We start from the raw sequence: 25125 nt of genomic DNA on the forward strand, positions 1-25125 counted from the left end.
CCTAATTGCAAGGAGGTTTATATTCAAATACTATATTTCCCAACAAAACTACCGTCCCTTTTATGCTTCTCTAGTGCTTTTACTCTTATAACTCCCCTCACTTCTTGCAAATCTATAGACAAACGATTAAATGCTCATTAACGCTCTGACATAAGATAAAAGAAGTCGATAAGTTACTTATCTAATACAAGTTCAGGTATCTTTGCCGTCATTAGTAAATGAGAAAAGTCGAATATTGTAAGATTCTTCTCTATAATGAAAAGTAACGCCTGCTATACTAGAAAGGATGCTTTTTTATGACACGTATACTAGCAATTAGTGATATACATGGGGAACTAGAGCTTTTGGAAGAATTATTGATAAAAGTAAAGTTCGATGCAACAGAAGATGAGCTATTTTTACTTGGTGATTATATTGATCGAGGTCCAGCTTCTTGCGGCGTTTTAAATATTGTTGCTGAACTACAAGCGACTGGGGCTAGGGCTCTACTAGGGAATCATGAAGCTATTATGCTAAAAGCCTGTCGTTCAGGAACACCAAAGGCTTGGCATCATTGGACTTCGCTCTGTGGTGGAGATGCAACACTTGCCAGCTATGGCTATCATTTGGATGATTTCCAAGACGCTATTGAAAGTAATACATTGCCTAATTACATTCAAACATTACCGAAACTGGAAGAACATTTACAACTTATAGAAACTTTTGAAACGTATATAGAGTTAGAAGATGCCATTTTTGTTCATGGCGGTGTTGTGCCTGGGATAGCAGTGTCTGACACAGATCCTTTACAACTTATCTGGATTCGAGAAGAATTTCATACAGGCTATAATGGAGAGAAAACCGTAATTTTTGGGCATACCCCTACCTACAAGTTGCATCAGGATCCAACAAATTACGATGTTTATTTTGGTGATAATAATATTATTGGTATAGATGGTGGTGCTGTTTTTGGAGGGAAGCTTCACGCGCTCGAATGGCCGCATCGTCATACTACTTCTGTAAAAAGTGAAAAGCCAACAAGCTTAGAATAACTTGTTGGCTTTTCTCTTTATTTCACCTATAGCTACAGTTAATATAGTTTAAATATAACCCCAGCTAGCGAATAAATAATTACTGTTGAGAAGAGAATCGTCATATGCAATAGTGAGAAAACAAACATTTTAGTCGCCCACTTCTCTTGATTTTTATTGCTATGATAACCGTAAATACTCATTGCGAGCCATGCGACACTTAATATAAGTGCAACAAGCATAATCCCCTTACTTAACGAACCGAATAAAAAGCTTGATAATATGAGCAAAATTAAATAAAAGTTCGTTTGGTAATAAGTACGACGCATCCCTTTAATGACAGGTAACATCGGAACATTGGCCGCTTCATAATCTGCATGCTTACGAATGGCAATGGCATAAAAGTGTGGCATTTGCCAGATGACCATAACAAAAAAGAGACCCATTAAAGCTGGGTGTGTAATATCTGAAGATACAGCCGCCCAACCAATTAAAGGTGGTACAGCGCCTGAAATACTCCCTACTTCGGTATTATAAATTGTTCGACGTTTTGTCCACATTGTATATGGTACAACATATAAAAAGACACCAATAAAACCAAATAATGCAGCTAGTGGTGATGCTAGTGCTAGTACACCTATTCCAACAATTAGCATAGCAATTGCTAAAATTAACGTTGCTTTTGCTGACATTTCACCTGTTACTGTAGGACGACTTTTCGTACGTGGCATAATGGCATCAATATCACGGTCATACACATTATTAAACGCACCAGCAGCACCGATTACAAGCGCTGAACCTATTGTTGCAAAAATGATTTCTGGTATATTGTCCAAAAGCGTCATTTTATTTTTATACATCCCTAGCGTCAAGCCAGCCCACATAGGAATTAAATTGGATTTAATAATACCTGTTTTAACTGTTTGTGCTAAAACATTAGAGAGTGAATGTTTCTCTATTGTCTTTTCTACAGTCTGTGGATTTTGATCCGTTTTTAGATTTTGTTCCATTCCTCTTAATTCCTTTTCTATTATAATTTCTATATGTGTCCTTCGATAGAAAGAGACATTTTTTGCATTCTACATATCAAATTATTATTTTACCTCTTTTAGGGTGACTATGTCTCAAAGTTCACATAAAGTACATGATTTCATGAATGAAATAGGTTTAAGCCAGATCACAACTTCTTCTATGATACCACCGACTAGCATGAATTTGAACCTAATTGCCTTCTTTCCTGCATAATACTATTCAAGAAAAACAATCTACTCTATACTATGAAGTATGTTCTATTTAATTGAAGGAGTGTCTAACACGTGAAATACGGATTTATTGGTCTAGGTAATATGACCACAGCCATTATAAAAGGAATGTGCAATAGCGGTGATTTTGATTCCTCTTATATATATGGCTATAATCGTACAAAATCTAAAACAACTAAACTTGCAACCTCTTATGGCATACAACCGACAACTTCCATCGAGGAACTCATGGTGAAATGTGATGTCATCATTTTAGGTGTAAAACCACAAATGCTTCCTGATGTTTTGCCAGAAGTTAAAAATTATTTACAAGAAAAGCACATGATTGTATCGATTGCTGCTGGTAAAAATCTTAACTACTTCCAAGGCTACCTTTCAGAGTCCACACCAATTATTCGCGTTATGCCAAATATTAATGCACTAATCGGTGCTTCAACAAGTTGCTACACGGCAAATGAGCAAGTGACAGATTCACAACTCCGTCTCATTACAACATTATTTGAAACAATTGGCACGATTATTGAAGTACCTGAACACTTATTCTCCATATTTACGACAATCGGAGGGGCTTCACCCGCTTTCACCTATATGTATATAGATGCATTAGCGCGAGCAGCTGTGCGTGAAGGGATGCCTAAAAATATGGCACTTGACATTGCAGCGAATGCCGTACTGGGCAGTGCGAAAATGATTTTACAATCAAAAGAACACCCATGGGCACTTGTCGATCAAGTTTGCTCTCCAGGCGGCACAACAATTCAAGGTGTCTCTTCCTTGCAAAGCAATCATTTCGAAACGACAATCCACGATGCAGTTGCCGCTGTAACGGATAAGGATCGCAGTCTTTCTAAATAATAAAAGAAAATAGTAAAAGGCATTGAGAAGATTCTTCCCAATGCCTTTTATTTTCTATCCTTACTGAATGTTCTCTTGTAATTGTTGTGTTAAAAACATCACTAAATCCTGTCTGTTTTCCGGTGTAACACCATGACCATCTGGATATTGTCTGAATGTAACAGAAGCACCGAATTGCTCAAATAGTTCCTTACTTTCAACACCCCATTGCGAAGGAATGACATAATCATAATCGCCATGAGAAATAAAGGCATGTAAATGATTAACTGTACGGATCGCATATTCCTCAGTGACAAATTTTGGCGTGTATCCGCTTAATGCGACAATGCCTGTAATTAAATTGCCCATCACAAAAGCTAATGACTGTGCCAAAACCGCACCTTGACTAAATCCAAGAACATAAACTTTGTGAGGATCAATTTGGAACTCTTCAATTGCTTCTAACATAAAGCGTTGTAGAGCAATTAACACTTTGTCAAAAATAGCTCGATCTGGTTTTCCAACTTCCTGAATAGTGAAAAACGCATAACCAGGCTTTTGCGTAATAGGACCTCTTAAGCTAATTATATGACATTGGCCTTGAAATTCTTGTACTAATTGCGGTAGATCATCCTCATTACTACCCATTCCATGCAATAAAAAAATAGCTGGATATTTTTTAGTTGGGTCCATATTTGTTGGCTGTGTATGTTTAAAAGTAAATGGTGTATTCATGGACATAATTCCTTTCAAGTAAACTCAGTCCTATTTTATCATAATGCGCGATTATCCTGCACAGATGTTGTTTTTTATATAGCATTGAATTGTTTGAGTGACTGGCACTCCCCTTAGATAGGAAAATCCACTTTGCTTGTTGTGGGCACGACGTAAGCCGCAACCGTCGCGAACGCACGGCTTGGGGCGGCTTACATTGCGTGGGTTCCCGCAAGTTCAAAGTGGATAAAATTCAGAATTGTTTGGGTGCCAGGCACTCTATTTTAAGTTTGTTTTCGAAATTAACCCGTCTGTATGGTAGGCAATATAACCGTTGATGATGCGCACCGTTTCCTGTGGGTCAGCTTCAAATAATACGTTTGATTGCTCAGGTGTTGATACAAGCACTGTCAGTAAGTCCATACGCATTGAATGGCCAGCAGAGCTATAAGCATAATCATAAATAATATCTTCTTCTGCTAGGCCATCTGTTTCGTATTGTTGATGAAACAACTCTTTCGCCATCTCCATTCGTTCAGCTACTTGCTGGCGAATGCGCATCTGATGCATAAGTAATTCCTCTTCCAATACTGCTGGTGTTAACCATTGTTTTTTCTCTAGCATATTAATAAGTTCTTTTTCCCAAACTTGCTCATTATCAGTGAAATACAGCATATTCACCATCAACATATCCCAAAATTCTGTTTTAGATAATGCTGATTGGCGTTGCATAGCAATCGTCTGATTAAAGTGCTGCTCAACCTTTTCAATATTCATATTACGTACTAAATGATTACATACTTTTTCTATAAATTTATTCGCTACTTCTTGTGCCATGATAAAAACCCGTCCTTATCTCAACAAATCATTTCTTTCCTATCATACCATGATTGTTGAATAGAAAGAAATGGACAGCGTTTAGCTTTGGCTATAAGGTTAGTGAAATAATTCTGATACACCTGACTTAATTGCTGCATCTCCAACAGCCTTTGCAACAATGCTTGCTACACGCTCATCCATCGATTTTGGGATAATGAATTCTTCAGATAATTCCTTGGTAGATACTAATGATGCAATGGCATCTATTGCTGCTAGCTTCATTGCCTCATTTATATCCGTAGCGCGGACATCCAACGCACCTCTAAAAATTCCTGGGAACGCCAATAAGTTATTTACTTGATTAGGATAATCTGAACGACCTGTTGCCATGACACGAACGCCCCATGCTCTTGCATTGTCATAAGTGATTTCTGGATTAGGGTTTGCTAGAGCAAAAACAATCGGATTTTTATTCATTGACTCAATATGCTCTTTTGTTAATAAATTGGCAACTGATACACCAATAAACACATCACTTCGTGCAATGGCATCCTCTAATGTCCCTTTTAAATTTAGCGGGTTAGAGATTTTTGCAATTTGATCTTTAACGCTATTCATCCCTTCCTTTCGACCACTATAAATAATTCCTTTTGTATCACACATCACAACATTTTTATATCCCAGTTGTAGTAAAATACGTAAAATCGCTATTCCCGCAGCACCTGCTCCATTAATGACTACCTTCATGTCCTCTGGTTTTTTGTTAACAATTTTCATTGCATTAACTAAGCCAGCTCCTACTACTATCGCCGTTCCATGTTGATCGTCATGGAATACTGGAATATTACATTCTTGACGAAGACGATTTTCGATTTCAAAGCATCTTGGTGCTGATATATCTTCAAGATTAATACCGCCAAAAGTAGGAGCGATCGCCTTAACGATTCTAACAATTTCATCGACATCCTGTGTTGCAAGACAAATAGGAAAAGCATCAACATTGGCAAAACGCTTCAGCAAAATTGCTTTCCCTTCCATTACAGGTAAAGCCGCTTCTGGACCAATATCACCTAAACCGAGAACTGCCGTCCCATCCGTAACAACGCCAACTAAATTTCCTTTAATGGTGTAATCGTAAACTGCTTGCGGATTTTTTTGGATTTCAATACAAGGTTGTGCAACGCCAGGTGAATAAGCAAGACTTAAATCATATGTATCCTGTACTGGCACCTTTGCAACAATCTCCATTTTCCCTCGTGCTTCTTTGTGCAGCTCTATTGCTTTTTGCATAATATCCATCGGCAAAACTCCTATCTTTCATTCCTTGTCCTACAAAAATATGCCCCTATAAAATGACAAAATAGCATACGTTATAGTACTAACCAAAATTACATATTTAATACAAAACGTATTAGTAAGCTCTTGAATACTTTATAGTGTAGATGTTTTCGCGAAAGCTTGCGTCTAGCGGACATCACCAGCACAAAAAAGTGTTAGATTGAATTACAATCAATCTAACACTTTTTCATTTGTTCCATTACAATTAGACATGTAATTGCTCTAAAATATTTTGTGCATTATGCTGGAGCATTTGATAGTTTTCTTGTAAAGAAGATGGATGTAATGGCTTACTAAATAAAAAGCCTTGAACTGTTTCACAATGACCTGCCAATAAGTAATTAAGCTGCTCTACTTCCTCAATTCCTTCAGCAACTACCTTTAAACGGAGATGCTTAGCCATCGATAATATCATATCAACTAATGCCTTATCCGTATCATCGCTTTGAATTTTTTGAACGAAGGAACGATCAATTTTTAAACAATCAATTGGAAAATCCTTTAAATAGGATAACGATGAGTAACCTGTCCCAAAATCGTCTACAGCAATTGTTACACCAAGTGCCTTTAATTGATGTAAAATCATCGTCATATGATCTATATTGATTGTCATACTTTCTGTAATTTCCAGTTGTAAATATTGAGGATCCAATTCTGTTTGCTCAAGGACATGCTGAATCATCTCCACTATATTTTGCTGAAACAGTTGACCTAATGACAGATTGACTGCTACTTTGATGGGCGGTAATCCAGCTCTCTCCCATTCCTTCACTTGCTGACATGCTGTTTCTAACACCCATTGCCCAATCGGAATAATTATTCCTGACTCCTCCGCAATTGGAATAAAGACGCCTGGTGAAATTATCCCTTTACGAGGGTGTTGCCAACGGACCAATGCCTCAACAGAGAGAATTTGCCCTGTTTGTAAATCAACCTGTGGCTGATATTCTAACAATAATTCATTGTTGTCAATTGCATGATGTAAATCATTTTCTAAAATAAGTTTCTCTGTAATTTCGCTCGACATTGACGTTTCATAAAATAATATGCGTGATGGCACTTTGCTAGCTTCATGCATTGCATAAACAGCATACCTTACAAGTTCCTCTTCCTTATAGGCATCTGTTGGGAATAAAGATATTCCTATATTTAAATTCCCGTTTAGTGAAAAATGCTGGATTTGGAAAGACTCCAGCATAGCCACCTGTAGCTGTTTACAAAGCTGCATAATATGTTGTGTACTTTTCGCCTCATCCAGAAAAACGATAAAACAATCTTCTCGTTGCATGCTTAGTAAATATTTTTCAGGTAAGCTATCCTTCAACCTTTGTGCCACCATACTAAGCAATTTATCTGCATATGAGCTGCCCAGTGAAGCTTTAATCGCTGAAAACCGTTCGATTTCTAAAGCTAAAATAGCCTTATTGCCTTTAGTTTTATATAAGTTTTTTTGCAGTGATTCCATTAAAAAGCGTTCATTTGGTAAGTTTGTCACTTCATTATGATAAGCCATGTGATGCATCTTTTCTCTGGATTTTTCCAGATGTTTTTGCATTTCTAATAATTCCCGAAACGGCTTTTCTATGGAGGAGAAATACACTGCTTTAAAAAGGAGATAAAATGAACTTAATTGAAAAATATGTCCTAAAAAATTTTTAATATCGTAGACATCCCGATAGATAGTAAAAAGAATATCACTAATAATTAAATAAATAGAGCTTCCTAGTAATAAAAAAATGATTTTAGGTGCATTGTTGATTTTAGTTATCAATATGTACATGATGACGAGGTGACAAACAATTGCGACATACTGCAATGAAGTTTTCAAAGTTGTTGGTCCAACACCATCAATAACAAGTGGTGGTAGTACAGGATTCGGCGCGTAGATCAGCATAAGTAAAGCAACAATGACAAATAATGGTGTACTATAAATAAACCATCGATATGTATTTTTTTGAATAGGTTTTTCCTTTAGGCAAAAAATGCCTAGGATTCCACAGGACAAAACTAATCTACCAATTATATAAAACCATGTTGCGGCATAACTAGAACTCTCCGTAATAAAAAATGGCATTCCTTTATAGGCAAGTGCATGAGCTACTTCAATAAAACTACAGGTTAAAAACAAAGCACCTATGTATAAAGTCTTATTCGATAAAATATATGGTGTCGTTAACCACGACTGTATGGCAATGGTCATCGTTACTACAATAATAAGAATTTCCATTAGCAAATGAATGGAAACATAATTGTTTTTTCCGAAAATCGCGTAAAATTCTTCACTCCAGTAACCGATAATTAGCAGAATAACAATGGAGTATATCATGTATTGAATCCCTTGCCTCACAAAAGAATATTGTTTATTTAATTCCCACAAGATGACACCTACCTTCTCTTTGCCCATAAGTAATTCATTATCTATATATAATGTAAAGCTAATATTCTACTAATAGATTACCATGATATACCTAAATTTCAATCAAAAGAAAATTTTATTTATAGTCTTTATTGAGCACGGATGAAAAATTTATGGAATTACTAAATTCCTATTAAAATCCCCTTCAATATTAGTAGTTTTCCAATAAAAACCGAAAGACTGAAGACAACTCGAATTTTATGAGTTGTCTTCAGTCTTAAAATAAATATTTCTAAGTATGCGTTTATGAGAATACATAACTATCCATATTATCAATTGTATTTTGAATAGCCTCTTTTAATGAACGCTGCTGCTCGCCGCAAGCAGCAATCGCTTCTTCTAATACAATCGCTGCATTGGCCATAAAGGGTGCGAGTTGTAAATCTTTTGCAAGTTGAATGAGTACAAGTGCTTTATTCCACTTCCAGCGTGCATTTGTTGGATCTAAATTAATCGCTTGTTCTAAATAAGCAAGTGCATCAAAAGGCATCCAACCAAAACGATGCATTGTTTGTCCTGTTATCCCCCAGAATACAGCCTTGTTCGGATTTTCTTTAACTGCTTGTTTGAAGCAATGGACACTTTCATTATAATGATGTGCAAATAAAAATAGCTCCCCCTGAGTAAAAAATGATAGTGCTTTTTCATCTGCTGTTCCTGTTCTAGCTACGTGCTCTAGTTCTTTAACACGTTTAGAGAATGTAGCTTCATCTTTTAGCGCACGTATTTCTGCAACAGCATCGGATTCAGGGTAACTTTCATTCGCGCGTTCAGCATGCTGTGTTTCTACTAAAACTGTTGGCTTTGGTAATGTAGCAAAATCGTACTCTTCTAGCAAAGTTAGATATTTAATAGCTAACGCCTTTTCGGGTCCTTCTTGTACTTGCAAAGCGGCTTCATAACATTTCATTAGCTCTCCATTATAAAAGTAATCATCCATTGTCATACAAATTTCCTCCAGTTTAAACCTACAGTCTTTATAGTATCCATTATACATATTCCATATCGTAAACAAACTATGTTTTATAAAAATGAGCTCATCTTATGCCAAAAAAAGAGACTGTCCAATATTCCCATTGGACTAGTCTCCTATATGCTTATTTTTTTAACACTTCTTTATCTAAGAAAGAGCGTAAATCTTGTTCGGATAAAGCACCTACAAAGCGTGCTACTTCCTTACCACCTTCAAAACGAATAAAAGTTGGTGTTGCTTCAATACCGTACTTATCCCATAAATCTGCATATTCATATACGTTTAATTGAGCGATGTTTACATCAAGTTCATCTGCAATTGGCATTAATACAGGTGTAAATGCTTGGCAGTGCACACAAACTGGACTAAAGAAGTATGCGTTCACATCTTCGCCTGCTTCAATTTTCTTTTCTAGCTCATCAGGCAACATAATATTTTGGTAATTTTCATCATCTAATTGATCGATTGTTTCTTGTGTTAGCTTTTTGTCTCCATACGGATTATTCGCACTAGCAAGTTTGTTTTTGTTCGAGACATTTGTGAGCACAATAATCGCTGCAAACAATACAACAATAACCGACCCAATAATTAGTAATTTTTTCAATTAAACTCCTCCATTTTCACACAAAAATGCCCTACTTTTAGTGTATTTGGGATTGATTATAAAGTGTTTTTAGAACCTAGTAAACTATTTAGTCTTTCATATTAAATTTTCCAACTATTCAAACATAATTTAGTGTTTTTAAGGGAACATACTACTATAAGCTCAAAATGAAATTGGAGTGAACTTTGACTATGAAACACACTTTCCAACATGTCTTTCGAATTTACAAAAGTGATATTAAAAATATTGTATCAAACTGGGTAGTTGCAGTTATCGTTGGTGGCCTTATTTTTTTACCTTCACTTTATGCATGGCTTAATATTTATGCCTCTATGGATCCTTACGCTCACACTTCCAATATGAAAATTGCTGTTGTAAACGAAGATGTCGGGACAACCGTTAAAGGAGAAGATCTAAATATAGGAAAGGAATTAATGACCAATTTAAAAGAAAACGATAGCTTTTCCTGGTATTTTACGCCTAAGCAAGAAGCGCTCGATTCATTAAAAAATGGTGACTATTTTGCAGTTCTTATCGTTCCTAGTGACTTTTCACAGAAGCTCACATCCATTTTGACAGATGAACCGACAAAGGCGCATATAGACTATTATGTAAATGAAAAAATTAATCCGATTGCCCCTAAAATTACTAGTAAAGGGGCTGGCGTTATTACGCAACAAGTTTCGAGTGAGTTTATATCCACTGTCAATGGCACCCTTTTTTCAATGTTCAATACAATTGGTATTGAAATAGAACATGAACTTCCAGACTTTAAAAAATTTGAACAGTACATTTTTACAATTGAGCAACATTTACCTGATATTGAGTCCATTCTAGCGCAAACGGCAACAGGTGGAAAAGACGCTGAAAAATTATTAGACACGACGATTAGTGAAATTCCTGAAATAGAGAAAATTACGAATAACGGCCTCACAACTGTTCAAAGCGGGTTAAAGCTAATTAATGAAGCAGATACACTGTTCAATCAGCTTTCACCAATCGTTCAAAAGGATTTAGAAAGTGCGCAAACAATCGCACAGCAATTCACAAATCTTTTAGAAAAGCTACAAAGTGCTACTTCCGATACTTCGACATTAGCGCAGTCAAAAGACGAACTGCAAAAACAATTAACCTCTTCACTAGACAAAGTAAACAGTAGTATACAGACATTGGAGGCTTTACAAAAACTAACACAGGCAGACGCAACTTCTCGTAAACAACTTGAAAATTCACTTACTGATGTGATTCAATCACTTCAACAAGAAGATTCTACCGCTGAAGCTAATAAAAATCTCATTCAGCAATTGGAGTCTATACAAGATGCGTTACAAGTAAATCCGACAATAACAGATTCTTCGATAGATGCACTTTCTACTTTGCGTCAACTAAATTCACTTTTAACAGATGTATCAAGTAAAGTGCAGCAAATAAATAATATCGATGAAGAAAAGATAAAAAACGATATTGCTGAAGTCCAAAAAATTGCGCAAGATGCTGCTGACAATTTAAAACAGTTTCTGAGCTATTATTCAGAAAATCTTGAGCCGCAAATTCATACAACGTTGAATGCAGCAAAAGATACGTTAACGAATGCTTCGACAATGCTAACAAAGGTGCAAGGCTCCATTCCACAGGCGCAGCAACGGTTAAACAATGCTAAAAATACACTTGTAACAGCCAATAAGGCAATAGCGACAATTCAGTCAGACTTCCCTACATTAAGTAAAAAAATTATTGATCTTGCTAATAAGCTTCGAACGCTAGAAAACGAAACCGATATTTCTGAAATTGTTCAGTTATTAAAAAACGATGTTGATGCTGAACGGAACTTCTTTGAAGAGCCTGTCCAACTAGAAGAGCATAGAATGTTCCCAATCGCGAATTATGGAACAGCCATGACGCCTTTTTATACGGTGTTATCCATTTGGGTAGGTTGTTTGTTATTGATTTCCTTACTTGCGGTAAATATACATGACAATCAACAATATAGTATTCGGGAAATTTATTTCGGCCGATTAATGACCTTTGCAACGATCTCATTAATACAAACATTAATTATTACCATTGGCGATGCTTTACTATTAGATGTTTCAATTAGTGCACCCTACTTCTTCATTATGTTTGGACTAATTATTAGCTTTGTTTTTATTACCGTAGTCTACACGCTAGTATCTGTATTTGGAAATGTTGGAAAGGCGTTAGCAATTGTTATGTTGGTCTTACAAATTGCTGGTTCTGGTGGTACTTATCCAGTCGAGTTGCTACCTAAGTTTTTCCAAATAATCAATCCGTTTTTACCGTTTACCTATGCAATCGAAATGATGCGGGAAGCAGTTGGTGGAATCATCTGGCAAAAAGTATGGGTAGACCTCGCATTCTTATTAGGCTTTTGGCTAGTCTTTCTTCTGTTTGGCTTTTTCTTAAAAAAATTACTAGGCGAAAAAATGGAACTTTTGATGAACAAAACACGAGGTTTAGATATATTTCATTGAAAATCGTCCTTGCTTGCTATAAATATTGACAGGGACAATGTTATAATGGAAATATTGTAAACAAGTAGGAGGCGTTTGTTTTGAAAAAACTAATATCCATTTTTACGTTATTACTACTCGTATTAAGTGCTTGCGGGACAGATAAGGCAATGAAAGAAAATCCGAGTGACACACAAGATGAGGCTTCACATGATGGACATGCTCATGTGTCAGGAGATATTCAGGAAGAAACAGCAGGTGCTGATGTTCTACCATCTTTTTTAGATAGCCAAACCGAGAATATTCGCTTAGTTTACCAAATCGCGGGGCAATCGACAGATATTTTGGAGTGGATGCCTTGCTACTGTGGCTGTGGAGAATCCGCAGGACATAAAAGCAATTTAAACTGCTTCATTCAAGAAAAGCGTGAAGATGGAACAATCGTCTGGGACGATCATGGTACACGTTGTGGCGTATGCTTGGAAATTGCACTGCAATCAGCAAAAATGCATAAAGATGGCATGAGCTTGAAAGAAATCCGTCAAACAATTGATGAGACTTACAAAAATGGTTATGCCAAACCAACACCAACTGAAATGCCTGCTTAAATCATAAGAGCTATCGATGAAAAGGAAAAAGTGTTAGATTGACTGCAATCAACCTAACACTTTTTTGCTGCGCTGTGAATGGTCCCACTTTGGCGATTACTTTTCACCAGCTTAGCGTCAGCCGCTTCCCCGTAAGCAAAAGTCACTATCTCTAACAAATATGCAACAACCAATGTCCATGCTTTCTATGTTACTTTTGACGATACTTATAAACATATCCTCTTAGTGCGTTTTATATTATTTTACAAGTTGTAACACCGTTTTAAAATGAGTATGATCTGCTCTTTGTAAAAGTTCATACAAAATCATCTCCGTGCTCGTTGGCAAAATGCCTAGTGCCTTCATTTTATCTAACCCTATTTCCTTATTGGCTTTAGTGCGAGAAGATACGGCATCAACGACTACCTCAACTTCAAACCCCTGTTCCTTCAACTGTCTTGCTGTTTGATAGACACAAATATGTGTTTCAATTCCCGTTACAATAAATTGCGTACGTCCACTTGCTTTAACTGCATTAATGAAGTCCTCTTCTTGGCATGCACTAAAAGCCATTTTGGCAATTGGATTGCCTGGCAGATGCTGTGCAATTTCTAGCGCAGTGCCCCCTAAGCGACTTGGATTTTGTTCCAGCCATAATACTGGCACATCCAGCGCTTGCATTCCTTGTACAAGTTTTGACACATTTTGAATAACCGTTTCGCTTTCATCTACAATTGTTGCCAATTTCCCTTGCACATCAACGACAATTAGACTTGCTTGTTCAACTGTAAACATTAAAAACACCCCTTTTCATTACTTAACGATAGTATACCGAAATTTCTTTGTCTTTGTAGTGTTTAAATAAATTGTGTGCGAATTGTGTGCGTGCCTGACACTAAAATGCTCATTTTCATCCTACATAAATAAAATATTGAGAATTTTGTTTTTTCTCTTGAAAATTAAGTTATAATCCAGTAAAGTGCTTTTATTAAACAAAACAAACAAGGAGTGTACCACTTTGACACAACGTGCATACAATTTTAACGCAGGTCCATCTGCACTACCGCTAGAAGTTCTAGAAAACGCTCAACAACAATTAGTTAACTTCCGTAATTCAGGTATGTCTATTATGGAAATGAGCCACCGTAGTGCGATCTTCGACGAAGTACATAATGAAGCAATTGCTCTACTAAAAAAACTTTATGCTATTCCAGAAAACTATGAGGTACTATTTTTACAAGGTGGGGCAAGCCTGCAATTTACAATGGTACCAATGAACTTCCTTCAAGCAGATAAAAAAGCAAGCTACGTTTTATCTGGTTCATGGGCTGAAAAAGCATTCAAAGAAGCAAAATTATTTGGTACTCCTGTTGAAGCCGCAAGCACGAAGGAAAATAAATATCGTAACATTCCAGCTTTGTCAGAAATTCAATTTAATGAAGATGATGCATACCTTCACATCACATCAAATAATACAATCTACGGTACTCAATGGAAGGAATTCCCCGAAACAGGCAATGTTCCTTTAGTAGCAGATATGTCGAGTGACATTTTATCGAAACCTGTTGACATCAGCAAATTTGGGATCATTTATGCTGGTGCGCAAAAAAACCTTGGCCCTTCTGGTGTAACTGTCGTTATTATTCGCAAAGACTTATTAGAAAAAGCGAACAAAGACATTCCAACAATGTTAAAGTATACAACGCATACAGACGGTAACTCGTTATACAACACGCCGCCAACATTCGGTATTTATATGTTAGGTGAAGTATTAAAATGGGTTGACGCTAAAGGTGGCGTTGAAGCAATTGCTAAACTTAATGAAGAAAAAGCACAAGTAATTTACGATGCGATTGATAACAGTAATGGCTTTTACACTGGTCACGCAACGCCTGAAAGTCGTTCATTAATGAACATCACATTCCGTGTCGCTAATGAAGAGCTTGAAAAACAATTCCTAGCTGAAGCAAAAGCAGCTGGATTTATTGGTCTAAATGGTCACCGCTCAGTTGGTGGTTGCCGTGCTTCAACATATAATGCTGTTCCATTAGAAACTTGTAAAGCACTACGTGACTTTATGGTCGCATTCCAACAAAAACACCAATAATAATACAACGGCGAATGATAGCTTAATCATATCATTCGTCGTTTATTTTAATTCAATGGCATTTTTATGCTCCCTCTCTAATTTATAGCCTCCGTCTTCCGCTAAAAATTCTTTCACATTTCCCAATGATAGACTTCTATCTCTATGACAATTCCATTGGTACAAACATACATTTACAAAATAAAATAAACTTACAAAGCATTTTTTTAAAGAAAAAAATAGTTTTTTTAGTGTCTATCGGACATATTACCAACCTCCTTCCTTTTAAAAAACATAGATTATAAGTGTAAGGCAATAGCTTTACATTATTTCTAACGAAAGGAGGTAGTATCAAATGGAAGATAGAAGATATGTTACACACATGAATTGGGCTCCTTGTAAATGCCAAAAACCTTGCAACTGTCACCAAAAGAAACAACATGAGTGCAAAGAAGAAAAAGGTCATAAAGCAATGAATCACTGCAGAAGCTGTATCTGTGAGCAATTAAAATGTTTAGAAGTTGGCACTGTAGTAGATGTTTTCTTAACAGGCGGCCTTAGTTTCCTTGGTTTGACTTTCGTGAGCTTTAATGCAAGAAATTGCTGTGCTTATTTCCTAGAAGCAGGTTCTACAACACCACTTATTATTGACTGTAAAAAAATAGATGCTATCCGTATTGTAAGAAGATAGTAGTAGTCTTCTTATGCCCTTTCCTTCTAGCATTACTCCTTCACAATAAATAAAACCCTGTCAAATATTAATTTGACAGGGTTTCATGTTTACAATCTGGACATTTACCGTATATTTCAAATTTATGATTTTCGATTTCATAATCAGGAAGCTTTTCACCAAGCATCTCCATTGGACAAAGATTGAGCTCTTTCACATTGCCACAATCCATACATATGAAATGATGGTGATGATGTTCAGACTCACAATGCATGCGAAAATTTCGTTCGCTGGATAACTCGGTTTCTTCTAATATGCCAAGCTGTACAAACGTTGAGAGATTTCGATAAATCGTATCAAAACTCATACCAGGAAAATCTTTTTTCAGCACATCTAATAAATCTCGAGCGGTTAAATATTTATCCGTCTCTGCAAACATATTTAAAATTAACTCACGTTTATCTGTTTTTTTATAGCCGTTTTCTTTTAAAATTTCCCACGCTCGTGAAATATTCACTGTGCTGCCTCCCCTTGTTTTGCAGATAGTTTTAACATCGTTTTCTTACCTATTATTACAAGTAATAAGATAAGAATTGATGTAACAACAATTGTACCACCTGGTGCTAAATCTAAGTAAAATGCACTTACTAAACCGATTAATACCGCTACCTCGCCAAATACAATTGCATAGATAATCGTTTGCTTAAAGCCTTTTGCAAGACGCATTGCTGCAGCAACTGGCAAAGTCATTAAAGAAGATACTAGTAAAATACCAACGATACGCATACTTGCTGCAATCACAAGCGCTGTCACAATCATAAATAAAAGATGAACCCATCGTGCGGGTAGTCCACTAGCTTTCGCATATTCCTCATCAAACGATAGCACAAAAAGTTCTTTAAAGAATAAAAATAAAAAAACAATGACTACAATGGCAATCCCAATGACAACCCATAAATCCTGCCTTGAGACAGCCGAAACGGAGCCAAATAAATAACTCATTAAATCGGTGCTAAAGCCACTGGCAAGTGATATAAAAATCGCGCTAATTCCAATACCGCCAGACATAATAATCGGTATGGCAAGCTCTTCATAGTGCTTATACAGTCGACGTAAGCGTTCAATTAATATTGAACCACTAACTGAGGCTATAATGCCAAGGTAAATAGGATTTAGCATTGCAAATGCAGCAAAAGATTGACTTACATACAAGCTACCAGCAATACCCGCAAGTGTAACATGGGATAAAGCATCTGCAATTAATGATAGTCTGCGAACTACTATAAATACACCTAGTAAAGGTGCAATGATGCCAATCAATAAGCCAGAGAAAAAGGCATTTTGTAAAAACTCATAGTTAAAAATTGCTTCAATCATTGTGCCTTCTCCTTCTAATGAATCTTTCTCACGGAATGGCCGTACCAAGCGTCTAGCGCATCCTGAGAAATAGAATCAAATTCGTCTTTGTAACCGTGGAAATGAATCGTTTGGTTGAGGCAAGCAACATGGCTAATTCGGTTTGAAACTGTATCAACATCATGTGTGACAAGAATCATCGTAATTCCTTGTTCCCTATTTAAATTCGCCAGCATATCATAAAAGGACTGCACATTCTCATGATCGATGCCGACAGTCGGTTCATCCAGTATCAATAATCTTGGCTCGCTTACTAAAGCTCGTGCAATAAAGACACGCTGTTGCTGTCCACCAGATAGTTCACCAATATTTTGATTCATAAAGGCGTCCATTCCTACTGCCTTTAAAGCCTCATATACTTTGTTTTTGACATCTTTTGTAGGTCTTTTAAATAGCCCTAATTTTTTTGTTAATCCGCTGATGACTACCTCTTGTACAGTTGCTGGAAAACCTGAGTTGAAAGCATTGGATTTTTGGGAAACGTAGCCTATCCATTCACGATGTTTAAATGTTGCACTTGGCTCTCCAAACAACTTAATTTCACCAGACATTGGTTTCAATAAACCTAAAATAATTTTTAATAATGTTGATTTTCCTGAACCATTAGGTCCGAGGAGTGCTAAAAAATCTCCTTCTTCCACACGGAATGAGATATTTTTCAATACTTGTGTATAGTCATATTGAAATGACACATTATCGATGTCAATTAATGTTTTTTTCATGCATGATCGCTTCTTTCTAATTCAAAATCATTACGATTTACAAATTGTAAGTATAAATGAATGTTCCATATTTGTAAAGAAAACAAGACTTAAAAGGAGGGATTGGTTGTGAGTATTCATTTTTTGCAGCAATTATCTCAAAGTACAGATAAAGAAGTAGTTGCCATTGCACGTGCCGAAGGTTTTGAAATTAGCACGTCAGAAGTAAAAAAGCTTCGACCTTATCTTGAGCAATTCTCATTTTCTTGGCTCTTTTTAGGTATTCCAAAAGAAGTACTGAGTGAAGTGGAAGCCGTTCTAGGAAGAAAACGTTCCCGCCAGCTTATTGCACTATTTACTAAATAATATAGTAAGCCCGAAGGTCAGTTTTGACTTTCGGGCTTTTTTTTATGTAATAGTGAAAATTGTTTCCTCTTATCCTTACATTGACAAATATCCTCCAAAATCTACCTATATTTTAAATTTTTTTTGAACTTTTTAGTAAATTAAAATAGATTTTTCTTTACAAAAATATTGAAAATAGAAAGTTTGGAATTTTATAATAATTGATAATTAGAGAATAAAATACTCTTTCTCTATGTCTATGTTTTTTGTTGCTTAGTTGTTTTGTTGCTTATGGTTTATTCTCATCAAAATACAAAGAAGGAGTTGGATTGACATGAAGAAAAGACTAGCAACAACAGTTTGTGCCTTAGGATTATTAGTTAGTGCTGGTGCAGCAAGTGCAGGGACGAGTGCTATCACTTATGCGAAGGAACTGCCTGGGTTTAAAAGGAACATATATTTAGCGAACGGAACAAAAGACAATAACAGTGACTCAAAAGTTGAAAATTCTATAGTTGGTCAAAATTACGAGGCAACTATGTGGATTGTGGATGCTAGTGGGAAAAAGGTTTCTAATACTGCAAAAGATGTAACTGATAATGATACACGCTTCTTTACAGTAGATGATAGTGCAGTAGGCGGCAATGTAACTCTTGTAGCAGAAAATGATAAAATAACTCGTGTAAGTGTGGAAATTTCCGGGAGATTTTATCCAGATACAAAATAAAATAAATGAATTTAAGTATATATAGATGGTTGTCATATCGAATTTCCATAAAGATAATCTTTTTGTTGCAATGTTGTTGTGTTGCTTTCAGTTTATTTTCAGCAAAATACAATGAAGGAGTTGGTTTTTTATGAAGAAAAGACTAGCAACAACAGTTTGTGCTTTAGGTTTATTGGTTAGTGCAGGTATAGCAAGTGCAGGGACGAGTGCTATCACTTATGCGAAGGAACTGCCGAAATTTTCAGGTGATATTAGTTTAGCAACAGGAACAAAAGACAATAATAGTCAATCAAAAGTAGAAAACGCTATAGTTGATAAAAATTACACTGCAAATATGTGGATTGTGGATGCTAAAGGAGCAAAAGTATCTCCAACAACTACAAGAGTAACGGATAATGATACACGGCTCTTCACAGTAGATCAAAGTGCTGTTGGCGGCAATGTAACTCTAGTAGCAGAAAATTCAAGATTTGCCCTTATTGAAGTAAGTATTTCAGGAAGTTTTTATCCAGACACACGATAATCTAGCATGCACAATTTATAATATAACAACATTGATAGTGATTCTTTTATCAGCATTTTATTGATAGGGTTGTCTATCCTGGACGGCCCTATTCTTTGAATAGGAGGATATCAATGCTACTTGAATATAAAAAGCTGTTTAAAAATAAAAACTTTTATCTTAGCATTTGTGCCTTATTATTAGTTGTTGTGATTGCTGTGCTTATAGGTGTAAAAGAACATAATGAAGAATATTTATTAACAGAGAGACTTTTTAATCAACGCTATGAAAAACCTATTGTTGATGAAGTGCTCAATTTCGTATCTCCGCATAAACAATGGCTCGGTTTTACTAATAATTTTCCATCTGATTTGTATTATTTTATTTTTCCATTGTTGATTTCAATTGCACTCGTGGATTCCATTTATCGCGAAAGAAAAAGCGGCTATCAACATTTTATTTTTATGCGTATGGATAGACGAAAATATTACATTGCAAAGTTTGCTACTACTTTTCTAACTGCTTTTTTTATGTTCGTACTACCACTATGTCTAGGTGTAGTGCTTGTTAATATATTTACAAATCACTGGGATTATACAGCCTATGCTACTAACTATAAAGGGTTTGTTGAAGGAACATTGGCAATACCCGATAATGTTTTAAGTGCTTTTAAAGGAGATATCCAACCTCTTTTTTCGGATTTACTAAGCATGTCTCCATATGCATATGTTGCTGTATTTTATATTATCGGAGGATTGTTTGCTAGTACGTATGTTTGTATGGGACTAGCACTATCTATGTTTATTAAAAATTATTATTTATTAATTTTTATGCCGCAAATTATTTATACTAGCCTTTGGTTTTTAGCTGCCAATCACCCAAAATGGGCTCCCTTTTACTTTTTAGCCCCAGAAGGTATACATGGAGACAACTCCATCTCTATTATGATGATCGAAATTCTGTTGCAAATTTCCATTACATTTGTCATTTACTTAGTTGGGATGAAGAAACATGAAGATGTTTTATAAGTACTGCACCTATTGTCGACAGGATATTCGCTTGAAAAAATTGCTCTTTTGGATTGTGGCATGTTTTATGATAACGCTACATTTACTTGAGGTATTGCCTTTTATGTCAGTGGCAACAAGATGGCATACGCTAAAAGACTTTATATTAGCCTCTCTTTATGAGTATTTCTATATTCCTATTTTTTTAATATTATTAGCACCCTTTTCATCTAAAGACAATGATTGGCTATTGCTTAGAAGATATCGTCACCGACGGCAAATTGCCACTTATAAAATTTGCTTTGTTTTTATCGTGACTGCCTTTTTTACAGCGGTTGCTTTCGGAAGTAGTATGTTGAGCACATCGTTAGCGAAGTGGCTATTTTCCCCTTATATCACAAATTACAGTGCTCTATTATTATATGTGCCTGAGCCAAAAGGAAACGGTTCCTTGCTTTACTTTATGTATATGTTTTATTGTGTTACGGCTATTTTTGGGTTGCTTTATATCGTGTTCCAACAACTTTTCAAAAATAACTTCATTAGTGCGATTGTAGTTATGGTTCTTGGCATGTTGGATCGATATATAAAGCACTTTGTGTATATTGCCTTTAATAAAACTGAATTTACGTCACCTATTAGTACATTCTTTATAATAGTTGCCATTATGATATTGTTAATCAATACCATTCATTATTTAGTCAATAAACTAGACTTTTACGTGCGAGATGATGATTCATGAGGACATTTTCGTTAGAGTGGAAACTACTGCGAGAAGATGCCCTTAAAATTTGTTGTATTTGTATCGTCTACCCATTATGTACTACTTTATTGTTACTCTATATGACATCACTTTTTGATGGCATGACATTGCGCCAAGCATTTACTGCCCTTTTGGGACAAGTGGAGGAACTTACTTGGATGTACTGGACTTTGCTATGGTTTGGTTATGTACTTTTAATTCAAATTATTTGGAAGCCTCGCTCCACTTCTTTTTCATACAACATGCTATTACGCTATCCTAAAAAAAGCTGGTTTTGGCTTAATCGGCTGCTAATCCTACTTATATTCACTGCATGCTATGTCGCAATGACTTATATCATGAGCTTTTTCCTTTTTTTAAAAGCTCATGTGGTGCTACAATTTGATTTTTTAATTGTTCTACAGGCATTGTTTCTGGGCATCAATATGTACTGCCATGCACTGCTATGGAAAATCATCGAATTATTGCTATCAGCAAAAATAGGGACTATTTCGCTCATTGTCCTATTTTTTGCAGGTATTAAACAATCCGCTCCTTATATTCCTTTTTATTATGGGCTAATGGGCAATTTCGAGGCAAATATGTTCGCTGTCATTTTAGTTATGGAAGGTCTATTTATTTGCCTTTTGAGTTTATTCATAGTTCGAATAGGGTTAAAAAATGATTACGATTAGGGAGGTTACGATATGTCGATTGAAGTATCAAACGTTTCTAAGGTGATTAAAGGAAGGACAGTGTTACAAAATATAAACTTTCAGCTAGAACGAGGGAAAATCTATGGCTTCGTTGGCCATAACGGTTCAGGGAAATCGATGTTATTTCGCGTTATTTGTGGCTTAGTAAAACCGACTGTTGGAACCGTAAAATTATTCGGAGATGTGTTACATCAGGATATTTCGTTTCCTAAAAGTGCAAGTGTTATCCTTGAAAAGCCTGGATTTTTAGAGCATTATTCAGGTTTCTCCAACTTAAAATTTTTAGCAGCGATACGCAATCAAATTACCGACCAGGATATAAAAGCTGCAATAACAAAAGTTGGTTTAGACCCTGATGATAAACGCCCTGTTAAAGCCTACTCTCTTGGTATGAAACAAAAACTAGCAATTGCTCAAAGCATTATGGAAACACCTGAATTAATTTTATTAGATGAGCCAATGAATGGCTTGGACGAAGATTCTGTACAAAATGTATATAACCTCATTAACGCCGAAAAACAGCGCGGTGCTACCATATTATTAACTTCACATAATAAAATCGATATTGAGTCTCTATGTGATCAAGTATATAAACTGCGTGAAGGTGTGTTAACGGGAAGCCCCGTCTGACCTCTCTTTGCCTGATTGGAGCAGAGGGCGGGCGACTCCTGCGAGAACGCACACAACGTAAGCCGCAACAAACCGCGCGTTAGCGAGGGTTGCGGCTTACAGTGTGCCCGCGGAAAGCGCCAGCCCGTAGCGGAAATCAACCGCGGTATTTATCTTTTCTTTGAAAACAAATGCAGTAATTTTAACTTTTGCTTTCCCTCAAATATAGTAAAACCTCCACTTTGACAAAGTTCAAAATGGAGGTTTTCTTTAATTTACTCTTCCCAAAACAATTCATCCAACGTTTTATTTAACGTTTTACAGATTGCAATACATAAGTTTAAAGTCGGATTATATTTACCTACTTCAATTAAGCCGATCGTTTGTCGAGTAACCCCTACTTTTTGTGCTAAATCTTCTTGTGACAAATCATGTTCTATTCGAGCCATTTTTAAACGGATATTTTTCATGCTAATCACCACTGTTAATCTTCTAAATTTTTTTGTACGACTTGATCACTTTTCTTTTTTGCAGCCTTATACGATAATCCCAAAAACCCTGCAAAAAATGGTACATATATCAGTAGAGATACTAAAAATACAACGAAGAAATATTCTATTGCTTGTTGTGTACTGTCTGCGTAGTTAAATGCACTGTTAAGCCCTAAAATAATTGCAAAAACTAAACCAAATACAACACCAATAAGTACATTTTTTGTTCCTAATTTGACTTTGCTATTACTATCGTGAACCTCTATTTCATCTGTTAAAATGCCAAGATATGCCGTTCTAACATAATAATAGACAGATGATATAAATATAATCAACCACTCTGTTAATACATTATCCAAGGACACGCCCATTTTAAAGAATTTAATTAAGATCGATATTGAACATACAATCATGATCAATACATAAACTTCTTTGTATATTTTATTTTGTAAATTTTTTACACGTTCATCAACTTGCTTCTTCTGTCTGGCAGCCATAATTTTCCTCCATTCGTTTTATTAATTTTATTATATAAAACAACATTGCTTTTTGCAATATATAAATTGCATAAAGTTATTTATAATTTACAAAATGCAAAATGAGTTCTCTTAAAGACATGAAAAAGGCACATTTTCTTGTGGAAAATGTGCCTTAAAAATTCATTTTTTAAAAATGTCCATGTTGCCTATTAACGTTAGGAATTTCTATTCGTTTACTTTTCCCATAGCTCAATTCGTCTGCCCTCTGGATCTTCAATCCATATGAAATTTCCAAATTCACTAACCTCTTTTTCCTTTACAAAAGGAACACCCAATTTCTCTAGATGCTTAATACTGTCATCTAGATTTTCAACTTGGAAGTTTAACATCACTTGTTGTTCTAATGGAAAATAGCCATCATCCTCGGTAAAGAAAGAAAAAATTGTTTCATTGTCTGCTTGTGGTGTAATAATGGCACCATTCCAGCCTTCGATTTCCATATTTAAAACTTTACTGTACCATTGTTTAATATCCTCTAAATTTTTTGTTCTCCAAAAGATTCCACCAAAGCCCTTTATATTCATAAATTTCACCTTCCTATCTTTTCGTTATTCATTTCAATTCTCTTTATAAAAGCGATTTCCTTCTAGTGATTAAGTAATAAGCTTCGCAAACCAAGCAACATAATGTGCCCCAGGTATAAATAAAGCTTGCGCCAAAATCGTTCCTAAAAATCTGGATGTCATCATCATAACTGACGCTCTTTTTAAATCTAAATAGCTACCTCGCTTGTTAATCACATCATCCGCAAGTATTGAAATTTTAGGATCAATAAAAATAATTAACAAAATCGTCGCCATACCATTGATTAGTCCAGACGCCATAACAGCAGTGTTACTTAATTCTGGTACTAATAACCCAGCATATAAAGCTGATAAAACACCAATCGTATAAATCGCTGTAATGACAATGTTAATGACAAATAATTTTACTGGAATATCTCTTAAGCCAATTCCCTTTAAATACGAAAAACTTGGCTTACGAATATGTTTAATTCCACGTCTTACATATTCAAGCGTAAATCCTTTTTTCAATAACGCTGGGATTGAACCTCTTTCCTCAGCCAAATGGATTATCCCTCGCGAAAAGATGGCTACGAACGTTGGCAGTAATAATATCCCTAGTAGAGTTCCTACCGATGCCGCTCCAATAATAATGCGATATTGGTTTTCTACATAGGCTAACGCATTGTCAGCAGGAGCTGTATCCACCAAACTTCCTGTAAATGGTTGCTGCATCATATTCGCTAGCCTCGAAACCATGACCATCACATTAAAAAGCGATAAAGCTGAAGCTAGCAACCTTACACGTGCGCCTGATAAACGGACTGCATACGCAAGGGTTTCGATTGAATGAATGATGAGAATAAATAAAGCAATCATAATTAATTTTTCCGTTACAATTTCCACTCTCTATACCTACTCTTAACTTTCCAATTATTTCACATGTAGACGTTTGAATTTTAAATTAGTTCCAGAATGCTTAAAATACCTGTGAATTATAGCCATTTAACTATCAAAAAACCGTAGACAAACACAAATCTCTC

At 35.7% G+C, this 25125-nt stretch carries 28 protein-coding genes; 13 read left to right on the forward strand and 15 right to left on the reverse strand.

Annotated elements, in window-relative coordinates; all coding sequences use genetic code 11:
* Positions 1 to 296 precede the first annotated feature (296 nt).
* Positions 297 to 1031: a metallophosphoesterase gene (locus tag FH508_RS15665; protein ID WP_172772024.1), complete on the forward strand. Its 735-nt coding sequence runs from the start codon at positions 297 to 299 to the stop codon at positions 1029 to 1031.
* A gap of 38 nt (positions 1032 to 1069) precedes the next feature.
* Here FH508_RS15665 and cyoE read toward each other — a convergent pair whose 3' ends face one another.
* A complete protein-coding gene (cyoE, locus tag FH508_RS15670) occupies positions 1070 to 2020 on the reverse strand; it encodes a heme o synthase (RefSeq protein WP_172772025.1) in 951 nt (316 codons plus the stop codon).
* 306 nt (positions 2021 to 2326) lie between these two features.
* Between cyoE and proC the strand changes: the two genes are divergently transcribed.
* Positions 2327 to 3127, forward strand: coding sequence for a pyrroline-5-carboxylate reductase (gene proC, locus FH508_RS15675; protein WP_172772026.1), 801 nt, complete (start codon positions 2327 to 2329; stop codon positions 3125 to 3127).
* A gap of 60 nt (positions 3128 to 3187) precedes the next feature.
* Here the strand turns inward: proC and FH508_RS15680 are convergent, their stop codons facing one another.
* The 6 genes from FH508_RS15680 to FH508_RS15705 form a co-directional block, all read right to left on the reverse strand.
* Positions 3188 to 3841 carry an alpha/beta hydrolase gene (locus tag FH508_RS15680; RefSeq protein ID WP_172772027.1) on the reverse strand — a complete coding sequence of 218 codons (654 nt, stop codon included), beginning with the start codon at positions 3839 to 3841 and terminating at the stop codon, positions 3188 to 3190.
* A gap of 258 nt (positions 3842 to 4099) precedes the next feature.
* Positions 4100 to 4657, reverse strand: a complete 558-nt coding sequence (locus FH508_RS15685) for a hypothetical protein (protein WP_172772028.1) — start codon at positions 4655 to 4657, stop codon at positions 4100 to 4102.
* A gap of 99 nt (positions 4658 to 4756) precedes the next feature.
* Positions 4757 to 5938: an NAD(P)-dependent malic enzyme gene (locus tag FH508_RS15690; RefSeq protein WP_172772029.1), complete on the reverse strand. Its 1182-nt coding sequence runs from the start codon at positions 5936 to 5938 to the stop codon at positions 4757 to 4759.
* 244 nt (positions 5939 to 6182) lie between these two features.
* A complete protein-coding gene (locus FH508_RS15695) occupies positions 6183 to 8303 on the reverse strand; it encodes a bifunctional diguanylate cyclase/phosphodiesterase (RefSeq protein WP_172772030.1) in 2121 nt (706 codons plus the stop codon).
* A 334-nt stretch (positions 8304 to 8637) separates the two neighbouring features.
* Positions 8638 to 9339, reverse strand: coding sequence for a tetratricopeptide repeat protein (locus FH508_RS15700; protein ID WP_172772031.1), 702 nt, complete (start codon positions 9337 to 9339; stop codon positions 8638 to 8640).
* A gap of 151 nt (positions 9340 to 9490) precedes the next feature.
* The gene (locus FH508_RS15705; protein WP_172772032.1) at positions 9491 to 9970 is read right to left on the reverse strand and encodes a thioredoxin family protein; all 480 of its coding nucleotides are present in this window, start codon (positions 9968 to 9970) and stop codon (positions 9491 to 9493) included.
* Between the two features lie 191 nt (positions 9971 to 10161).
* On the opposite strand from FH508_RS15705, the gene FH508_RS15710 reads away from it, so the two are divergent.
* Positions 10162 to 12462, forward strand: coding sequence for a YhgE/Pip domain-containing protein (locus FH508_RS15710; protein WP_173477649.1), 2301 nt, complete (start codon positions 10162 to 10164; stop codon positions 12460 to 12462).
* A gap of 80 nt (positions 12463 to 12542) precedes the next feature.
* Positions 12543 to 13049, forward strand: a complete 507-nt coding sequence (locus FH508_RS15715; RefSeq protein WP_172772033.1) for a PCYCGC motif-containing (lipo)protein — start codon at positions 12543 to 12545, stop codon at positions 13047 to 13049.
* 237 nt (positions 13050 to 13286) lie between these two features.
* On the opposite strand, the gene FH508_RS15720 is transcribed toward FH508_RS15715, so the two are convergent.
* Positions 13287 to 13823 carry a hydrolase gene (locus FH508_RS15720; RefSeq protein ID WP_172772034.1) on the reverse strand — a complete coding sequence of 179 codons (537 nt, stop codon included), beginning with the start codon at positions 13821 to 13823 and terminating at the stop codon, positions 13287 to 13289.
* Positions 13824 to 14046: 223 nt separating this feature from the next.
* On the opposite strand from FH508_RS15720, the gene serC reads away from it, so the two are divergent.
* Both serC and FH508_RS15730 read left to right on the forward strand, forming a co-directional pair.
* The gene (gene serC, locus FH508_RS15725) at positions 14047 to 15135 is read left to right on the forward strand and encodes a 3-phosphoserine/phosphohydroxythreonine transaminase (RefSeq protein WP_172772035.1); all 1089 of its coding nucleotides are present in this window, start codon (positions 14047 to 14049) and stop codon (positions 15133 to 15135) included.
* 334 nt (positions 15136 to 15469) lie between these two features.
* Positions 15470 to 15805: a hypothetical protein gene (locus FH508_RS15730; protein ID WP_172772036.1), complete on the forward strand. Its 336-nt coding sequence runs from the start codon at positions 15470 to 15472 to the stop codon at positions 15803 to 15805.
* A gap of 67 nt (positions 15806 to 15872) precedes the next feature.
* Here FH508_RS15730 and FH508_RS15735 read toward each other — a convergent pair whose 3' ends face one another.
* Genes FH508_RS15735 through FH508_RS15745 form a run of 3 tightly spaced genes read right to left on the reverse strand, consistent with a single transcriptional unit; the run spans position 15873 to position 17922 of the window.
* On the reverse strand, positions 15873 to 16301 hold the full coding sequence (locus FH508_RS15735; RefSeq protein WP_172772037.1) for a Fur family transcriptional regulator: 429 nt from the start codon (positions 16299 to 16301) through the stop codon (positions 15873 to 15875).
* A complete protein-coding gene (locus tag FH508_RS15740; protein ID WP_172772038.1) occupies positions 16298 to 17161 on the reverse strand; it encodes a metal ABC transporter permease in 864 nt (287 codons plus the stop codon). Before FH508_RS15740 ends, FH508_RS15735 begins: the two co-directional genes overlap by 4 nt.
* Before the next feature lie 14 nt (positions 17162 to 17175).
* Positions 17176 to 17922: a metal ABC transporter ATP-binding protein gene (locus FH508_RS15745; RefSeq protein ID WP_172772039.1), complete on the reverse strand. Its 747-nt coding sequence runs from the start codon at positions 17920 to 17922 to the stop codon at positions 17176 to 17178.
* Positions 17923 to 18030: 108 nt separating this feature from the next.
* Here FH508_RS15745 and FH508_RS15750 point away from each other — a divergent pair, with 108 nt between their 5' ends.
* The 7 genes from FH508_RS15750 (at position 18031) to FH508_RS15780 (ending at position 22570) form a co-directional block, all read left to right on the forward strand.
* On the forward strand, positions 18031 to 18267 hold the full coding sequence (locus tag FH508_RS15750) for an endonuclease IV (RefSeq protein WP_172772040.1): 237 nt from the start codon (positions 18031 to 18033) through the stop codon (positions 18265 to 18267).
* A 313-nt stretch (positions 18268 to 18580) separates the two neighbouring features.
* The gene (locus FH508_RS15755) at positions 18581 to 18973 is read left to right on the forward strand and encodes a hypothetical protein (RefSeq protein ID WP_172772041.1); all 393 of its coding nucleotides are present in this window, start codon (positions 18581 to 18583) and stop codon (positions 18971 to 18973) included.
* Between the two features lie 130 nt (positions 18974 to 19103).
* Positions 19104 to 19496, forward strand: a complete 393-nt coding sequence (locus FH508_RS15760; protein ID WP_172772042.1) for a hypothetical protein — start codon at positions 19104 to 19106, stop codon at positions 19494 to 19496.
* A 113-nt stretch (positions 19497 to 19609) separates the two neighbouring features.
* Entirely contained in the window at positions 19610 to 20503 is an 894-nt protein-coding gene (locus tag FH508_RS15765) for an ABC transporter permease (RefSeq protein WP_172772043.1), read from the forward strand.
* The gene (locus FH508_RS15770; protein WP_172772044.1) at positions 20487 to 21224 is read left to right on the forward strand and encodes a hypothetical protein; all 738 of its coding nucleotides are present in this window, start codon (positions 20487 to 20489) and stop codon (positions 21222 to 21224) included. The genes FH508_RS15765 and FH508_RS15770 overlap by 17 nt, the downstream gene beginning before the upstream one ends.
* Positions 21221 to 21919: a hypothetical protein gene (locus FH508_RS15775; RefSeq protein ID WP_172772045.1), complete on the forward strand. Its 699-nt coding sequence runs from the start codon at positions 21221 to 21223 to the stop codon at positions 21917 to 21919. The genes FH508_RS15770 and FH508_RS15775 overlap by 4 nt, the downstream gene beginning before the upstream one ends.
* Positions 21920 to 21931: 12 nt before the next feature.
* Positions 21932 to 22570, forward strand: a complete 639-nt coding sequence (locus FH508_RS15780; RefSeq protein ID WP_172772046.1) for an ABC transporter ATP-binding protein — start codon at positions 21932 to 21934, stop codon at positions 22568 to 22570.
* Positions 22571 to 22824: 254 nt separating this feature from the next.
* On the opposite strand, the gene FH508_RS15785 is transcribed toward FH508_RS15780, so the two are convergent.
* The 4 genes from FH508_RS15785 to FH508_RS15800 all read right to left on the reverse strand — a co-directional run bounded on the left by FH508_RS15785 (position 22825) and on the right by FH508_RS15800 (position 24961).
* The gene (locus FH508_RS15785; RefSeq protein ID WP_024362980.1) at positions 22825 to 23019 is read right to left on the reverse strand and encodes a helix-turn-helix transcriptional regulator; all 195 of its coding nucleotides are present in this window, start codon (positions 23017 to 23019) and stop codon (positions 22825 to 22827) included.
* Positions 23020 to 23033: 14 nt separating this feature from the next.
* Positions 23034 to 23537, reverse strand: a complete 504-nt coding sequence (locus tag FH508_RS15790; protein WP_172772047.1) for a DUF6773 family protein — start codon at positions 23535 to 23537, stop codon at positions 23034 to 23036.
* A 215-nt stretch (positions 23538 to 23752) separates the two neighbouring features.
* Entirely contained in the window at positions 23753 to 24103 is a 351-nt protein-coding gene (locus FH508_RS15795; protein ID WP_172772048.1) for a VOC family protein, read from the reverse strand.
* A 69-nt stretch (positions 24104 to 24172) separates the two neighbouring features.
* A complete protein-coding gene (locus FH508_RS15800; RefSeq protein ID WP_217270137.1) occupies positions 24173 to 24961 on the reverse strand; it encodes a lipid II flippase Amj family protein in 789 nt (262 codons plus the stop codon).
* Between the last annotated feature and the right edge of the window lie 164 nt (positions 24962 to 25125).

The organism is Lysinibacillus sp. CD3-6 (assembly GCF_006351725.2).
Lineage (GTDB): Bacteria > Bacillota > Bacilli > Bacillales_A > Planococcaceae > Lysinibacillus.

Coding starts and splice junctions, on each gene's coding strand:
- FH508_RS15665 (WP_172772024.1), top strand. CDS start 297: ATGACACGTATACTAGCAATTAGTGATATACATGGGGAACTAGAGCTT.
- cyoE (WP_172772025.1), bottom strand. CDS start 2,020: ATGGAACAAAATCTAAAAACGGATCAAAATCCACAGACTGTAGAAAAG.
- FH508_RS15680 (WP_172772027.1), bottom strand. CDS start 3,841: ATGAATACACCATTTACTTTTAAACATACACAGCCAACAAATATGGAC.
- FH508_RS15685 (WP_172772028.1), bottom strand. CDS start 4,657: ATGGCACAAGAAGTAGCGAATAAATTTATAGAAAAAGTATGTAATCAT.
- FH508_RS15690 (WP_172772029.1), bottom strand. CDS start 5,938: ATGGATATTATGCAAAAAGCAATAGAGCTGCACAAAGAAGCACGAGGG.
- FH508_RS15695 (WP_172772030.1), bottom strand. CDS start 8,303: ATGATATACTCCATTGTTATTCTGCTAATTATCGGTTACTGGAGTGAA.
- FH508_RS15700 (WP_172772031.1), bottom strand. CDS start 9,339: ATGACAATGGATGATTACTTTTATAATGGAGAGCTAATGAAATGTTAT.
- FH508_RS15710 (WP_173477649.1), top strand. CDS start 10,162: ATGAAACACACTTTCCAACATGTCTTTCGAATTTACAAAAGTGATATT.
- FH508_RS15720 (WP_172772034.1), bottom strand. CDS start 13,823: ATGTTTACAGTTGAACAAGCAAGTCTAATTGTCGTTGATGTGCAAGGG.
- FH508_RS15730 (WP_172772036.1), top strand. CDS start 15,470: ATGGAAGATAGAAGATATGTTACACACATGAATTGGGCTCCTTGTAAA.
- FH508_RS15740 (WP_172772038.1), bottom strand. CDS start 17,161: ATGATTGAAGCAATTTTTAACTATGAGTTTTTACAAAATGCCTTTTTC.
- FH508_RS15745 (WP_172772039.1), bottom strand. CDS start 17,922: ATGAAAAAAACATTAATTGACATCGATAATGTGTCATTTCAATATGAC.
- FH508_RS15755 (WP_172772041.1), top strand. CDS start 18,581: ATGAAGAAAAGACTAGCAACAACAGTTTGTGCCTTAGGATTATTAGTT.
- FH508_RS15760 (WP_172772042.1), top strand. CDS start 19,104: ATGAAGAAAAGACTAGCAACAACAGTTTGTGCTTTAGGTTTATTGGTT.
- FH508_RS15765 (WP_172772043.1), top strand. CDS start 19,610: ATGCTACTTGAATATAAAAAGCTGTTTAAAAATAAAAACTTTTATCTT.
- FH508_RS15770 (WP_172772044.1), top strand. CDS start 20,487: ATGAAGATGTTTTATAAGTACTGCACCTATTGTCGACAGGATATTCGC.
- FH508_RS15775 (WP_172772045.1), top strand. CDS start 21,221: ATGAGGACATTTTCGTTAGAGTGGAAACTACTGCGAGAAGATGCCCTT.
- FH508_RS15780 (WP_172772046.1), top strand. CDS start 21,932: ATGTCGATTGAAGTATCAAACGTTTCTAAGGTGATTAAAGGAAGGACA.
- FH508_RS15785 (WP_024362980.1), bottom strand. CDS start 23,019: ATGAAAAATATCCGTTTAAAAATGGCTCGAATAGAACATGATTTGTCA.
- FH508_RS15790 (WP_172772047.1), bottom strand. CDS start 23,537: ATGGCTGCCAGACAGAAGAAGCAAGTTGATGAACGTGTAAAAAATTTA.
- FH508_RS15795 (WP_172772048.1), bottom strand. CDS start 24,103: ATGAATATAAAGGGCTTTGGTGGAATCTTTTGGAGAACAAAAAATTTA.
- FH508_RS15800 (WP_217270137.1), bottom strand. CDS start 24,961: ATGATTGCTTTATTTATTCTCATCATTCATTCAATCGAAACCCTTGCG.